Raw genomic sequence first — 15,228 nt, 5'->3', positions numbered from 1 at the left:
TTATAAAACTCCATGTTCAATCGTTAAATCTTGTGTCTCGGCATTAAGTTTTGCAGGCACACCAAGCGGTAAAGAAAAATGCGGTGTACAATGACCAATCATAAAGCCTTTCACAGTTGGCTTTCCGATACGTTTAAAATAGTAATCTAACACTTCATCTAGTGATAATGATTGTTCTCTTTCAGGCGTACAATTCTTAAAATTCCCAATGACGAACCCGGCTGCTTGTTGGAGCTTCCCAGCCATATATAGTTGATTCAACATGCGGTCAATCGATCTCGGCTCCTCATGAATATCTTCAATTAAGATAATTTTATCCTTCGTATCAATCTCAAATGCAGTTCCTATTGTGCTAGTAAGCAAACACAGATTACCTCCGACAATGTCACCTTCTGCTACTCCTGAAACAACTGTCTCAAGATTCCCTAATGTCTTAGGATATACCCTACCTTCTGGTTCCATTATTTGCTTCATAAAAGCCTTCGATAACGTTTGATCCTCTTGCACTGAGCCGATATCTGAAGCTAGCATCGGCCCATGAAAAGTAACTAAACCCGTCTTTTGTCGAATAGCTGTATGTAGAAAAGTAATATCACTATAGCCCCAAAAAACCTTTGGATTTTCAGCGATCATTTTATAATCAATATCATCAGCAATTCTAGCTGTTCCATAGCCACCTCCTGCACAGATAATGGCTTTGACTTCCTTATCAGCAAACATCATATGTAAATCTTCTAATCTATTCTCATTCGGCCCAGCTAAATAACCGTATTGTTCAAAGAGAGACTGGCCGAGCTTTATTTTCAATCCTAATTCTTTCTCCAAATAAGCAAATGAACGTTTTAAGTTTTCTTGATTTGGTGGGCTTGCAGGTGCGATTACCCCGACTGTATCCCCCATGCGTAATCTAGCCGGTTTAATGATCATTTCCCCACATCCTTTTCATTGTCATTACTTCAATATATGCGTATGTGTATTCGGTTATTTCAACACTACATATCATCACAAGCAATCTTTTAAGCGTGATTAGGCAAATCTAGACATCAATCTATTTATTTCTCAGGAAATATTGTCGAAGTATAAGAGCTGTTTCACCTATCATTTCTTACTATAAGTGAAGAGTGAACCCCCGAAAGGGCTCACCTCACCTTTCAAACCTTATATCTTAATAAAATTATTTTTTATCCGCCCACTTCAATTCGATATAGCCAACTGGATGGCGAACAATACCAGTTATATTTTCCTTCTGTAAATACACTTGATTGTAGAAGTGAATCGGCATAATCGGCATTTCTTCAAAAAGGATTTTCTCGGCTTCATACATCATTTCAAAACGTTTTTCTTCATTTGCTTCGTTCTTAGCATCTTTAATCAATTTGTCATATTCTTCATTAGACCAACCTGTACGGTTCATTGAATGTCCTGTTTGGAAATTTTCTAGGAAGTTAATTGGATCAGCATAGTCAGCTAAGAAAGAACTTCTAGAGAATTGGAACTTAAGGGCTGTTTGTTCTTCTGAAAAGACATTCCATTCCATATTCGCCAATTTCACACTCACATCTAAGTTTTCTTTAAGCATTTGTTGGATCGCTTCTGCCATTTTTTTGTGATTCTCACTTGTGCTATAAGTTAACGTGACTTCAGGAAGGGTATCATATCCTTCTTCTTCCATTCCTTTTGCTAAAAGCGCCTTCGCTTCCTCAAGATTAGTTTCTACCAGATTACCACCAGCTTCACGGAAATCCTTACCTGATGGATCTTTAAACCCTGGGGAAACAAATCCATACGCTGGCTCTTCACCATTTTTTGTGACGTAATCAACAATCTCTTGTTGATTGATTGCCATAACAAACGCCTTACGAATATTCACATTTTGGAATGGTTCCATCGTTACATTAAAACGGTAGAAATAATCTCCAGCCTGTTCGACCATTTGTGCAGAACCATCAGCAAATAATTCTTCGCTCAACTCCGCTGGAACAGCTGATGTATCAAGTTCACCAGTTTTATACATTTGATATTCTGTTGTTTCATCATCCACCATCGCCCAGTGAACTTTGTCTAACTTCACATTAGTTGCATCCCAATAGTTCTCATTTTTCTCCATTACAAAATGGCTATCATGTTGCCATTCTGTTAATTTGAAAGGTCCATTTGAAACATATGAATCAGCTTCTGCGAACCATTCTGGGTTTTCATCAGCCACTTTTTCATTAATCGGGAAGAACGCCGGATTCGTGATAACGCTCAAGAAGTAAGCTTGTGGACTTGTTAATGTTACTTCGAATGTTTTTTCATCGACAGCCTTTACTTGAACATCATCTGCAGAACCATCTCCGTTATTAAAAGCTTCTCCACCTTCAATGAAATAACCTAAAAACGCGGCAGCCGAACCAGTATCTGGGTTTAGTAGCCTTTTCCACGCATAAACGAAATCGCCCGCTGTTACATCATCGCCATTAGACCATTTCGCATCGTCTCTTAAATGGAATGTATAAACTTTACCATCCTCAGAAACATCCCATTTCTCAGCAATTGCTGGAGCTGGTTGGTGATCTTCTCCTAATCTTGTTAAGCCTTCCATCAAGTTATTCAATGCCGACCAAGAGACACTATCAAAACCGATTGGCGGGTCAAAAGAAGTCGGTTCTTGGGCATTATTCATATACAATACTTTTTCTGCCGCCTCTTCTCCTCCTCCAGTTTCACCATCTGTTTCCTTCCCTGCCTCCTCATTCGCTGTACAAGCAGATAGAACAAGAGCGAAAACTAGTAATAATACAAGTGAGAATAGCTTCTTCATCATATTTCCCCCTTCATCTTTATAAATATTTTATATTTTCAGCTATTTCAGCTGATAAATATTAAGACTGCTTACTTGACCATTATTTTTAATTTTTGCGCCCTTTCATCTTGCAACCAACAATCCACTTTATGTGTATTGGAAAGTTTCTTTTCACGTGGAATGATCTTATCACATACTTCCATAGCAAAATCACATCTTGCTGTAAATGGACAACCAATTGGTGGTGAAAATAAATCTGGGGGTGAACCTAAAATAGGAACCAGTTCCCCACCAATTAGATCGAGTCTCGGTACAGATTGCAACAAGCCTTTCGTATAAGGATGCTGGGGTTGATAAAAAATTTCTCTCCTCGTGCCTTCCTCAACGATTTTACCAGCGTACATAACGGCAATGCGGTCAGCAACTTGGGCGACAACACCTAAATCATGTGTGATCAAAATAATAGATACATCAGTCTTCTTTTGTATTTCTTTAAATAAATCAAGTATTTGCGCTTGGATTGTTACATCTAAAGCTGTTGTTGGTTCATCAGCAATAAGAATTTCCGGCTCACACACCAGGGCGATGGCAATCATCAACCTTTGTCTCATCCCCCCACTAAATTCATGAGGGTAGTTTTTCATACGCATATCTGCATCAGGAATACCGACAAGATTTAACATATCAAGTGCCCGTTTTCTTGCCTTTTCTTTTGTTGAACCATCATGTTGTATAATGCCTTCTATTAGTTGCTTTCCTACAGTCAATGTCGGGTTTAATGCCGTCATTGGGTCTTGGAAAATCATTGAAATATCCTTCCCGCGTACAGTTCTCATTTCTTTTTCAGAAATATTCACGAGGTCTTTATTTTTAAATCGAATCGCACCAGAAGCAATCTTTCCTGGTGGTGAGGGGATGAGCCTCATAATACTTTGTGAGGTTACACTTTTCCCACAACCTGACTCGCCAACAATGGCTAATGTTTCTCCCTTATTTAAGTCGAAGGTAACACCTCTTACTGCTTTTACTTCTCCGCCATACGTCTTAAACGTTACATGCAGATCTTCCACTTCAAGTATTTTCTCCATGATTGTTACCTCCTTAACTTAGGATCCAATGCGTCTTGTAAACCGTCACCTAACACATTAAATGAAAACATCGTTAAACTAATAAATAACGCTGGGAAGAATAGTCTCCACCAATCTCCAGTTAATATAGAAGTGAGTGCATCATTAGCCATCGATCCCCAACTAGCTAGTGGGGGTTGAATCCCTAACCCTAAGAAGCTAAGAAAGGCTTCAGCAAAAATGGCTGATGGTACTGTTAAAGTCATCTGAACGATTATCGGTCCCATCGTATTCGGAAGTAAGTTTTTACGAATGATTCTCCCCGTTTTCGTACCAAAGGTTTTCGATGCCATTACAAATTCATAGTTTTTCACCTGAAGAACTTGCCCCCGGACAATCCTGGCCATTCCTACCCAGCCTGTGATCGACAGGGCAAAAATAATGGTGAATAACCCTGGTCCCATGACCACACTAATTAAAATCACGACTAAAAGATAAGGAAGACCGTATAATACCTCTACAATCCGCATCATTACATTGTCTGTGCGTCCACCCTTATAACCGGCGATGCCTCCATAAGCAACACCAATGGCAAAGTCAATAAGTGCTGCAGCAAGACCCACAAATAAGGAAACCTGGGCCCCTTCCCACACTCGAGTAAAGACATCTCTACCTAGTTCATCTGTGCCAAACCAAAATTCTGAAGATGGCGCCAAGTTTTGATTCGCCAGCATTTGTTCTGATCCATTATGAGGGGAAATCAACGGCCCCACAAAAGACATAATGGTTAAAAGAACAAGAAAAACGAGCCCTGACATAGCCAATTTATTCTTCAATAACCTTTTCCATGCATCTTGCCAATAAGAAAGACTCGGTCTGACAACCGCTTCCGCTTTTCTTTCATCTTTTTCTTTCGGGGAAAACCAATCATCTGGAATATCTGTATATGTATCGTTCGTGTGCTTTTGTGTCTCCATCAGTTCCCCTCCTTTTTATGAAGCTTAATTCTAGGGTCTAATATGCCGTAAGCAATGTCGACAAGGAATAACATAACGATTAATATCGAGCTGTAAAACACCGTAGTCCCCATAATGACTGGATAGTCACGCGTATTAATACTCTCAACGAAATACTTCCCCATGCCCGGGATAGCAAATATTTTCTCAATCACAAATGTACCTGTAAGAATACTGGCAGCTAATGTACCTAGCACGGTTACTACCGGTAAAAGCGCATTGCGCAATGCATGTCTAAAAACAATTGTCACAGGCTTCAAACCTTTCGCTTTCGCTGTGCGAATATAGTCCTGTGTTAACACTTCTAGCATGCTGGATCTTGTAAGCCTAGCAATAATTGCCATCGGCCCAGTCGCAAGCGCTAAAGTCGGTAGCACCATATGCATTGGACTCGACCATGTTGCTACAGGAAAAATCGGAAGGTTAACTGCAAGTTGCTGAATTAGCATGGTTGCCATGACAAAATTCGGAATGGAAATACCTAACACCGCTACAGTCATAGCTAAATAATCTATAAAGCCATTATGTCTAAGAGCGGCGATCACGCCGAGGGTAATCCCCGATATAACAGCCACTATGAGGGTGACCATCCCTAATTCAAAAGAAACAGGAAAGCCCCGACCGAGCATATCATTAACCGATTGCGCCGGCTTTTTAATCGACGGTCCAAAATCAAAGGTAACGACAGATTGGATATAAGAAAAATACTGGACATATAGTGGTTCATCTAAATGATAGAATGCTTCTAAGTTCCTTTGAACCGCTTCACTTGTTGCACGTTCATTATTAAATGGCGAACCTGGTATAGCATGCATAAGAAAGAATGTAAGTGTGATGATTACCCATAAGGTGATGACCATCGCCCCGAGTCGTTTTCCAATGTACTTAAGCATAGACACACCTCCTTAGCAATATGATGTTCTCGAAGCTAATTCAGTCATGACAAGCATGGCACGATAAGCTTCTAAGATGTCTTTCGCTTGAAATTGCACCGTTGTTGTTCCTTCTTCCAAACGTGTTCCAGGCATTAATGCCGCCCACTCTGCTTGACCATAATTGGCAAACTCAATTTTAAGGAGCGGCTTATCTGGAGGCACAAGCGGCCTAACTCTTTCTTTATTCTCTATTGCTTGCACTGTCTTTTCTTTCAATAAAATCTCTGCTTTTGCTGGCGTAAGTGACTTCACTGCTGAACGGGTAATCGTTTCTTTCACTACCGCTGTCGTTATATGAGGTATTAGGCTTTCTGCTTCTTTCGCTGCTTGGTCATCACCAGCCACCATGATGACAGGGACACCATAGTATCCAGCTACATATGCATTGAACCCCAACTCACCAACAACAACATCGTTAATAAACATATTTCTCACATTAAAAAACATAGAATGCGACATCACGCCCTTCATGGAAGCGCGGGCATGATATCCGACAAAAATTGCTCCAGCATAAGATTCATCTATACCTTCTACCATTGAAAAGGGCTTTACATCCCCTGTAATTAAACTTGTATCTGGATGGAGATATTCAATCATCAAATTATTCATTTTCGAATGACTATCATTCACAAGCACCTCTTCACAACCTTGATTGAAGGCCTCTGTGATTACATAGTTCGCTTCATCAGTCATAATTCTCCGACCACGTTCATAGTTGTTTTTAGCTGAATCTACTTGAGTATGATCAGCAAGACCTGTAATTCCTTCCATATCGACTGACACATATAATTTCATTTTGTCCCCTCCACCTTATGATTCTCAGAAAATTGAAAATATTTTTAAAAAAATATCATATCTTCATCATTAGAAATCAAAAAAAATCCAACGACCAAGGCATAGTGAAATAAACCTTTAGTCGCTGGATTTTATCTGCGATAAACAGAAAAAGCAGCTATTTCATTTTTAATTGGTTATATTTAATAAGTGCATTGCGATACGCTACCATTATGGCTTTCTGCGATGATCCAAAATATCTCGTTTCGATTTCATTTAATAAGAAATCAGACTCCAACAAACTTTGCCCAACGAAAATAGATTGGATGAAAGCTGATGTTAAACCTATGGTTGAAGAGCATTCAGCGTCGATAATCTTCCCAGAATCTTTCTCAACCACAAAGGCAATGAAAAAACCATTGTATTGTTGCATAATCGCATTGTTAGAAGAGGTTTTACTCTCTCCAATAATATAGAGGGTATTTGGCGGAAACATTTTTCTTCCTCCTAGCCAGTATGGATATTACAAGAGGTGCTTATGTAAAAACATAAACATTCATTGTAATGCATAAGACCCTTACTTAGAATTGTAAACCATTCGTCCTAGCTTTGACAATCAATTTTCAATATTTTTCTTAATATTTTTTTAATTTTGTCTTATTTATGTTAGATTATATAACATATGAAAGTGCCTTGTCTAGCAGGACTTTTCCCTCTACACTGCGCTCTCCGCCACCTTGAGCGAAAGTTTGGTTGCCTCCACCCTTACCTTTTATCTCTTGGAGTAACTTGCTACAAATTTCCTTCATGCTAAAGTCTACTTGTGTTCCACTCGCACATATACATTGTAGCTTCGTTTCCGTTTCATTAATAAACACAATAAGATTATTATCTTTCTCTGCTGTCATCCATTTGGCCATCCATTGCAATTCACTGATTGAACGATTAAGAAAAACCTTACCGACAACCAAGCAGTTATCGTTTGTCTTTGCTGTAGTCATTAATTGACGTGCTTCAAATTGCAAAAGTTGTTCTCTATTTACTTCTAATTGCTTTTGCAAGCTTTTCATATCCACTAAAAGCTTCTTAATTGTTTGCGCTACTTCTTCCTCAGGTGCACTTAATAACTTGCTTGCTTCATTTAAAACTTTATTTTTTTGATGCAATTGCTGCAATACCCTTGCACCACAAACAAAGTAAATTCGCGTTTTCTTTTTATGTCTCTCTGTTCCGAGAATTTTAATCGCACTTACTTCACCAGTTGAAGAAGGGTGTGTACCACCACATCCATTATAGTCAAATGATGGAATAATCACTAAACGAATATGATGAGAGACCGTTGTTTCTTTGCGAAGTGGATACTTGTAAAGATCCTCTTTCTCTACCCATACTGTCTCTATTTCTCTATTTTCAAGGATGATTTGGTTCGCTACATTTTCCACCCTTTCGAGTTCTTCATCCGTTACGTCTTCAATGTCTAAATCTATTGAAACAATTTCTTTCCCTAAATGAAAGCTAATCGTATGATAGTGAAACGTTTCAGCAAAGGCAGCTGAAAGAATATGCTGACCCGTATGCTGCTGCATATGATCAAAGCGACGGTCCCAGTTAATTTTACCATCGACTTTCTCCCCTTCGTCTAACAACTGCGCCAAATAATGCCTAATCTCACCCTCCTTTTCTTCAACATTCATTACCTCTACACCATTTAGCCATCCCTTATCAGCAGGTTGTCCACCACCGGTCGGGTAAAACGCAGTTTCTTCTAATACGACGTAGCTGCCTTCTGTATCTTTACCTACCTTCGAGATATTTGTTGTAAATGTTTGTATATAAGCATCATTATAAAATAGCTTTTTTGTGAAATTCATCTCTTTATTCCCCCGCCTTTTTTGCCAAATGTAAATATTGTAGCTGTATTTCATCAGGGACCATGCTGCCGCCTGTTCCCCATACGAGATGAGTAGCCTTACTCATATTAGTGATACCAACCTGCTCAGAGTACATTGATTGAAGGATTTTTTTCGGACCTAAGAACCCAGCTAAAGCTGAAGGCTCCAAGAAAATACCCTCCTCACTCTTGAGAAAATGCATCATTTCATACAACTCACGGTCCGAAACAGTATAAACACCGCTTATCGCTTTTTCTAGCATATGACCAACTAATTGAGAGGGGCGTCCAACAGCGAGTCCATCCGCCTCTGTCTTTAGCTCTATTCCAATATCCTGTACCGAAATCTTTTCATGGAGGCCTGTTCGCAAACCTAATAACATGGCCGGTGCGTGTGTCGGTTCAGCAAAGAAACAATGTACATGCTCACCAAAAACTTGTTTTAATCCAAAGGTAATGCCCCCTGGTCCCCCTCCTACCCCACAAGGTAAGTAGACAAATAATGGATGCTCATGATTGATGCTGATTTGCTTTTCTTCTAGCTGTTTCTTTAGACGAAAGGCAGCAACTGCATATCCAAGAAAAAGGTGTTCAGAATGCTCATCGTCTATAAAATACATGGTCGGATCGCTCTCTGCTTGTCTTCTACCTTCAGCTACCGCCGCGCTAAAATCTGAAGTATGCTCGATGACCTGTACACCTTTTTGCTTCAATAATTCCTTCTTCCACTTCTTTGCCTCACTCGACATATGTACATATACGCGAAATCCAAGTTTTGCACCCATTATACCGATGCTTAAACCAAGATTACCTGTAGAACCAACAGCCATACTATACTGTGAAAAAAATGCCTGCTGATTAAATAATTTGCTATAATCATCAGTAAGGTTAAGAATCCCTTCAGATAAAGCAAGGTGTTCTGCATGCTTTAATACTTCATATATCCCACCTCTAGCTTTAATAGATCCCGATATAGGAAGTTCATTATCTGCCTTTAGCAGTAAGTCTCCTTTGACATTTACATGTTTTTCCTTCATATTGAACAATGTGAGTAAAGGAGATTCAATGATTCCCTTCTGCTTGCTTGTTTCAGGAAAAGCTTTAGCAATATATGGAGCAAATCTTTCTAAACGTCTTATAGCATCTTCAACATGTACACTAGATAAAGGACCACGAATCGTAGAATCATATTGTTGATTCAACCATAGTACTGGTTCATATTTAACTAGCTTTTTAATAAGTGAATCATTTGCTAATAACTGTTGTATTTGATTATTTTTCATATTCTATACACCTTCTTATCATTACGCTTTATCCTTATTTTGGCCGAACTATATTGGTTTTGTCGAGTGTAATTGTAAAATTGAGAAAGGAAGAACCCCCATGACTACATTTAAAAAAATGAATCTGCTGAGCCTATTTTATGCACTCATCGCTTATTTCCCCGTACAGCTTTCAAGCAATGTTAATAGAATCAGTCGCTGGACAGGCATAAATGTCAGTATGGTTATCATTATTAGTAATACACTTATTCTGATCATCCTTCTCTTAGGTACTGCCTATATTTTTCATTTAACTACAAAATGGCTACACCATAAAAAAATAAGGTATTTTACTAGCATTACTTGGATTCCTTTCTTTTCCATCATGATGCTTATTACTGCAATATTCTTACCGTTTTCAATGACCATCGAATCACCTAATCCAGTCACCAGTATCATCATTCTTATTTGTGTCATTCTCTATCCTATTTACATATTAATTGTTAATGGGTTCATGGCCATGACTCAATCATCTGAACAACCTTTAGTAGATAAAGTGAAGTAAAGCGTTTCACCACCATATAAGTAAATTTATTCACAAAGAGTTGTACACATCTTGTGTTACAGCCTTTTGTGACTGGTTTTACTTTACGTTAAAAACTAGTCCCTCATGGGGAGCAGGCGGCTGTTCCAAACAGTGAATACCTTTTTCAATTACTCAAAACTCTCCCTCCTCTTTTTCCAGCAAACAATTCACTTCTTAACCAATTTAAAAAAATCCAGCGTCTATCGGAATCGAGTCATGATATTTTAACGATACGGAGCACTTCTATCAACCTTTGGGAAGTGTAGACATCAAGCAATAATTGTATTTCGTTTCATTAGATTCCTTCACTTTTACTATTTCCACGAAATGCTAAAAAAACTGACTCTATATTGTCGTACGTATACGACAATCTGAGTCAGTTTTTTTATTGGTCGATATTTCTTAAATACACTTGCCAGTCTTTTATTCTTTCCCAATCACAAGCCTCTTGATTGTATGATTGGTCCTTTAACAAACATGTGACCTTTGTCTCTTTGAGTGTGTGCAATATTTGTGGTTTATCGTCGACATAATAATCTAGCTGAAGATCTTGAATGATATTCACTTTTTCGTGATCCTTCATTCCACAGAAAAAATGACCTTCTTCAATTGGAAAACCGAATTGCTTCATCCAAGCTTTCGTTTGCTGGCAATAGTCCGCATCTCTTGCTGTAATATAAAAGATCTCATGCCCCATTGCCGCCAGCTTCTGTAAAAGCTCAAGTGCGCCAGGAAAAGCTTTGCAATTCGTAAAAAAGATTTCCTCTTGATGTTGATTCCACATTTTGAAACCTTCATCATCTGTCAAATCATATAAAGAATGGATTTCAAGTGTGTTTAATTGTTGAAGTGCAGATGCTTCAATCTCCTTCTTTAATTTCCGATTATATATACTTAATGCATGTCCTCTTAAATCGATTAAAGTATCATCAATATCAAAACCAAACCTCATCATTTCAGTCCTTTATTTGTTAGTAGGATATCCAACAAACTTAAAGTCTTTGCCAATCGGAGTCACCGTTACATGCTCTAATTCTACCGCTTCACTCATAAGAGCAACCCCTGTACCTTCTAAAAAGGTTGGTGCTTCTTTTCCACCAACTAACTTAGGCGCTAAATAAATAACTACTTTATCAATATAACCGTCCTCTAAAAAGGACGCACTGACATTGCCGCCGCCTTCAATCAGAACAGAAGAAATTTGCTCTTCTTTTAACATAGTCATTACTTCAGCGATAGTTACTTTTTCTGTTGCTGTATGAAAGAGACGAATGCCCTTCTCTTCTAGCTGCGCTTTCTTCTCTTGATCATAGTAGGAACCAGTAAAAATCCATGTTGGTGCTAATCCATCATTAACAAGCTGACTTTCCATAGGGATACGTAAAGTTGAATCTAACACAAGTCTAATGGGATTTCTACCATTTTGTATTCTAGACGTTAGAGCTGGGTCATCATGAAGCACTGTTCCAATTCCAACTAAAATCGCTTGATGGTTACTTCTTAACTGGTGTACATCTAATCTTGCTTCTTCTGAAGTAATCCACTTACTGCTAGCTGTATGTGTAGCAATTTTACCATCCAATGAAATACCTGATTTCAGTGTAATGAAAGGACGATCAGCAGTTATATAATGATTAAATACCTCATTCATCTCTATTGCTGCTTGTTCACAAACACCAATAATTACTTCGATACCTGCTTTTTCTAATATCCTTACTCCATTCCCGCTAACAATAGGATTGGGGTCTAATGAAGCGATTACGCATTTTTTTATCCCCGCTTGAACAAGGGCCTCCGCACAGGGACCCGTTCGTCCATGATGGGAACAAGGTTCCAAGGTAACATAAATCGTCGCCCCTTTCGCTTGATCACCTGCCATATTGAGCGCATGAATTTCTGCATGTGGTTCACCTGCTTTCATATGGGCGCCGATACCCACAATCCGCTGATTATTTACAATAACGGCACCTACAAGCGGATTGGGATCTGTTTGTCCCTTCATCGCTTTGGCATTTTGCAGTGCTAACTCCATGTAAAATTGATCATTACTCATCTCTCGACACCCCTTCAGCTTGAAGATGCCCGGATTTTAACACCTTTGTTTGCAAATACTTTTCATTAAAATCAGAGATATCACCCCATAGAGGTGTCCGACCTACTAATAAGGCTCCTGCATCTGTTAAAGCATCTAATTTCTTGGGATTATTCGTGATTAATGTAATAGGCTTTTTCCTTAATTGTTGTAATACAGTGATTGCTTCATCATATTTTCGAGAGTCATCCACAAAGCCAAGCTCTTCATTTGCCTCAACGGTATCATAACCATTTTCCTGCAGTACATAAGCCATCGCTTTACTAAATAACCCAATGCCTCTTCCCTCATGATTAGCTAAGTAAAACAATGCGCCCGAACCATTTGCCACCATCATTTTCATAGATTGCTTAAGTTGGTATCCGCAATCACAACGCTTGCTGCCAAAAATATCCCCGGTATGACAAATCGAGTGGAAACGCACCAATGCATCTTCACTATCCTCAAAGTCACCGTAAACAAGGACACTCGATTGCTGTGAATCGGCAAGGTTAGCAGAAGATAAATGAGCGACAATCTTGCTCGTATCATCCATCACTTCAGCACTATCTAACCAGCAATACCATTTAAAATGCACAGTTTCTCCATCTAGGTTTACAGGTAAGCGAATCGGCCCTACTAAATAAACAGAACGATCACCTCGATCAATTCTCTGAATCTTTTTTTCTAATATTTCAATTGCTTTTGTTTCTATGTTTATTTGATTCATTTATTTCTCCCCCTAAGACTCAGGCAGAGACAAACTGCTCTCTGTATGAAGCCTCCATCTTTTGTTGCTCTAATTGTAAAGATTCAATATCTGTTCTTCTATATCTTTCAAACTCATTTAAGCATGCTGCACTTGTATCGTTTGCAGCTAAAGCTTTAACTATCGTTGGATATAAAGTTTCTGCATCAATCAAGGCACTATTTAAGCCAAATGCGCCTGTTGGACTCATCGTATGAGCTGCGTCTCCCATTAGTACTAAGCCATCCTTAACCCAAGTTTGGCAACGACAACTTTGTACATTTAGTAAAATAAAATCCTGCCACGATTGAATATACTTTAACACAGATTGTTGTAAATCTGGAAATGCCTGAATTAACTTTTCTATATATGTTTCCACTGGTTGTTTCCTAATCTCTGCAAAAGCACCTTTATCTATATTCCATCCCACTTGAATATAAGAATTCGTTTGTGTAAATAGCGCTAGTTGATGATCGTTTACTAAGCCTTGTCGTATAACAGGTTGCCAATTTTGTGGTGCAGGGAATTTTGCCCAAAGTAAATCGTAATCGTGTTCAATTTTTTCAAATGGAATTTTAGCTAGCTTTCTAATCGTTGAATGCCTACCATCTGAACCAATAACAATGGAGGAGTGAATCATTATTTCTTCTCCATTTTTCCTTTTCGCTTTTACCCCTTTTACTTTCCCATCTGAGAGCATCAATTCAGTAGCCCTTGTACCTGTTAATAGGCGATAGGCGGAGAACTGTAAAGATTCTTTTAATAGAACTGATAATAAATGCTTTTGCGGTACATGGATGCCAACATGTCTTTCATCTGGAGCAGGTGAGACAGTTCTTAGAATTCTCCCGTTCTGCCAGTACTCTATTCCTTCCATCGGCAATATACCTAATTGTTTGACCTGATCAAACAATTGATATTTTTTAAGTACATTTTCACCTAAGTGATTTAAATGTTCTCCTCTGAATTCTTTATCCATATTTTCATTACGTTCTAGCACGATGACATTGATGCCATTTTTCGCTAATAAATATCCCAATAATGCGCCGCCAGGTCCGGCACCAACAATACATACATCGTAGTTAACATCCATAAGGCTCACCTTTCTATTCAACGACTAACTTAATATTGTTTCCAGCGGGGTCACTCACCATATAACTGTCCGCTTGCCTTTCGACCTCTATATTCATCGCTTGAAGTCTTTCAACAGCCTGTTCAAGCTTGTTGTTCGGGAAAACGAGCGTATAGAAAGCCATCCCAACACTATTAGCTGAAGGTGCTACAGCCATGGTTCCGTTCCAAATATTTAAGCCAATATGATGATGGTACTTCCCAGTAGAAATAAACAATGCTTGATTACCATAATGAGTAACTACTTCAAAGCCTAGACCCTCACAATAAAAAGTTTTTGCTTCTTCTATATTATTTACATGTAAATGAATATGTCCCATAATTGTTTCATTCGGCATACCATTCCACTCATTACCGTCCCATTCACTCATAATACTTTGAACATCTAAGGCATTGGTGCCCATGACAACTTCTTCGCCCCTCCAATCCCAAGACGTTTTTGGGCGATCAGCATAAATTTCAATCCCATTTCCGTCTGGGTCTGCTAAATAAAGGGCTTCACTCACATCATGATCTGACGCTCCTTGTAAAGGATAATTCACTTTAATAAAGTGGCGAATGATCTTAGCTAAGTCATTTCTCGTTGGAAGCAGGATGGCAAAATGATATAGCCCTGTTCTTCTCAGCTCTTTTTTCTGCAAACCTTCTGGCGCATGTAATTGCACTAAAGTTTGATTCCCATCAGCTGATAATGACACTTCATGCTTGCTTTGATGCAATACTTGGAAACCTAATATATCTTGATAGAATCTTAGTGATGTTTGTAAATTTGTTACTTTAAGATCTATTTTCTGTGCGTAGATATTTGGCTCTGCATGAAACGTATTCATTTGCATTAACCCCTTTAATTGTCTTTTAGTTATGTTAGTTACTTTATGTAAGTAATTATATTTTTGTTAACTACTTGTGTCAAGTACAATAATCATGTATTGTTAAGATATAAGGAAATCATCGAATAGGGG

The 15,228-nt window shown here is 38.6% G+C and carries 15 protein-coding genes; 1 reads left to right on the top strand and 14 read right to left on the bottom strand.

What is annotated here, in order from left to right; genetic code table 11:
• From LG276_RS02430 to LG276_RS02390, 9 genes are all read right to left on the bottom strand, one after another.
• Nucleotides 1-927, bottom strand: a complete 927-nt coding sequence (locus tag LG276_RS02430; RefSeq protein ID WP_251162956.1) for an LD-carboxypeptidase — start codon at nt 925-927, stop codon at nt 1-3.
• 247 nt (nt 928-1,174) lie between these two features.
• Entirely contained in the window at nt 1,175-2,803 is a 1,629-nt protein-coding gene (locus tag LG276_RS02425) for a peptide ABC transporter substrate-binding protein (protein ID WP_251162957.1), read from the bottom strand.
• Between the two features lie 71 nt (nt 2,804-2,874).
• Nucleotides 2,875-3,873 (bottom strand): ABC transporter ATP-binding protein, encoded by a 999-nt coding sequence (locus LG276_RS02420; protein ID WP_224938169.1) that lies wholly within the window; start codon nt 3,871-3,873, stop codon nt 2,875-2,877.
• 5 nt (nt 3,874-3,878) lie between these two features.
• Nucleotides 3,879-4,829, bottom strand: a complete 951-nt coding sequence (locus LG276_RS02415; protein WP_224938170.1) for an ABC transporter permease — start codon at nt 4,827-4,829, stop codon at nt 3,879-3,881.
• Nucleotides 4,829-5,761: an ABC transporter permease gene (locus tag LG276_RS02410; RefSeq protein WP_095370874.1), complete on the bottom strand. Its 933-nt coding sequence runs from the start codon at nt 5,759-5,761 to the stop codon at nt 4,829-4,831. Before LG276_RS02410 ends, LG276_RS02415 begins: the two co-directional genes overlap by 1 nt.
• Before the next feature lie 12 nt (nt 5,762-5,773).
• Complete coding sequence (locus LG276_RS02405) at nt 5,774-6,598, bottom strand: M55 family metallopeptidase (protein WP_224938171.1); 825 nt, start codon at nt 6,596-6,598, stop codon at nt 5,774-5,776.
• Nucleotides 6,599-6,755: 157 nt separating this feature from the next.
• Nucleotides 6,756-7,073 carry a DUF3870 domain-containing protein gene (locus LG276_RS02400; protein ID WP_224938172.1) on the bottom strand — a complete coding sequence of 106 codons (318 nt, stop codon included), beginning with the start codon at nt 7,071-7,073 and terminating at the stop codon, nt 6,756-6,758.
• Between the two features lie 175 nt (nt 7,074-7,248).
• Nucleotides 7,249-8,448 (bottom strand): DHHA1 domain-containing protein, encoded by a 1,200-nt coding sequence (locus tag LG276_RS02395; protein ID WP_251162958.1) that lies wholly within the window; start codon nt 8,446-8,448, stop codon nt 7,249-7,251.
• A 4-nt stretch (nt 8,449-8,452) separates the two neighbouring features.
• Nucleotides 8,453-9,751 (bottom strand): D-serine ammonia-lyase, encoded by a 1,299-nt coding sequence (locus tag LG276_RS02390; RefSeq protein ID WP_224938174.1) that lies wholly within the window; start codon nt 9,749-9,751, stop codon nt 8,453-8,455.
• 100 nt (nt 9,752-9,851) lie between these two features.
• Between LG276_RS02390 and LG276_RS02385 the strand changes: the two genes are divergently transcribed.
• The gene (locus tag LG276_RS02385; RefSeq protein WP_224938175.1) at nt 9,852-10,295 is read left to right on the top strand and encodes a hypothetical protein; all 444 of its coding nucleotides are present in this window, start codon (nt 9,852-9,854) and stop codon (nt 10,293-10,295) included.
• 406 nt (nt 10,296-10,701) lie between these two features.
• On the opposite strand, the gene LG276_RS02380 is transcribed toward LG276_RS02385, so the two are convergent.
• Genes LG276_RS02380 through LG276_RS02360 form a run of 5 tightly spaced genes read right to left on the bottom strand, consistent with a single transcriptional unit; the run spans nt 10,702 to nt 15,096 of the window.
• Nucleotides 10,702-11,268, bottom strand: a complete 567-nt coding sequence (locus LG276_RS02380; RefSeq protein WP_251162959.1) for a 5' nucleotidase, NT5C type — start codon at nt 11,266-11,268, stop codon at nt 10,702-10,704.
• A 12-nt stretch (nt 11,269-11,280) separates the two neighbouring features.
• Nucleotides 11,281-12,369, bottom strand: a complete 1,089-nt coding sequence (gene ribD / locus LG276_RS02375) for a bifunctional diaminohydroxyphosphoribosylaminopyrimidine deaminase/5-amino-6-(5-phosphoribosylamino)uracil reductase RibD (protein WP_251162960.1) — start codon at nt 12,367-12,369, stop codon at nt 11,281-11,283.
• Nucleotides 12,362-13,117, bottom strand: a complete 756-nt coding sequence (locus LG276_RS02370; RefSeq protein ID WP_251162961.1) for a GTP cyclohydrolase II — start codon at nt 13,115-13,117, stop codon at nt 12,362-12,364. The genes ribD and LG276_RS02370 overlap by 8 nt, the downstream gene beginning before the upstream one ends.
• 19 nt (nt 13,118-13,136) lie before the next feature.
• Entirely contained in the window at nt 13,137-14,228 is a 1,092-nt protein-coding gene (locus tag LG276_RS02365; protein WP_251162962.1) for an FAD-dependent monooxygenase, read from the bottom strand.
• A 13-nt stretch (nt 14,229-14,241) separates the two neighbouring features.
• Entirely contained in the window at nt 14,242-15,096 is an 855-nt protein-coding gene (locus LG276_RS02360; protein ID WP_251162963.1) for a VOC family protein, read from the bottom strand.
• Nucleotides 15,097-15,228 lie beyond the last annotated feature (132 nt).

The sequence above is a fragment of the Cytobacillus kochii genome, assembly GCF_044790165.1.
GTDB classification, from domain to species: domain Bacteria; phylum Bacillota; class Bacilli; order Bacillales; family Cytobacillaceae; genus Cytobacillus; species Cytobacillus kochii.
Note: the sequence above shows the minus strand (reverse complement) of the source record. Positions and strands in the feature narration are given on the sequence as shown.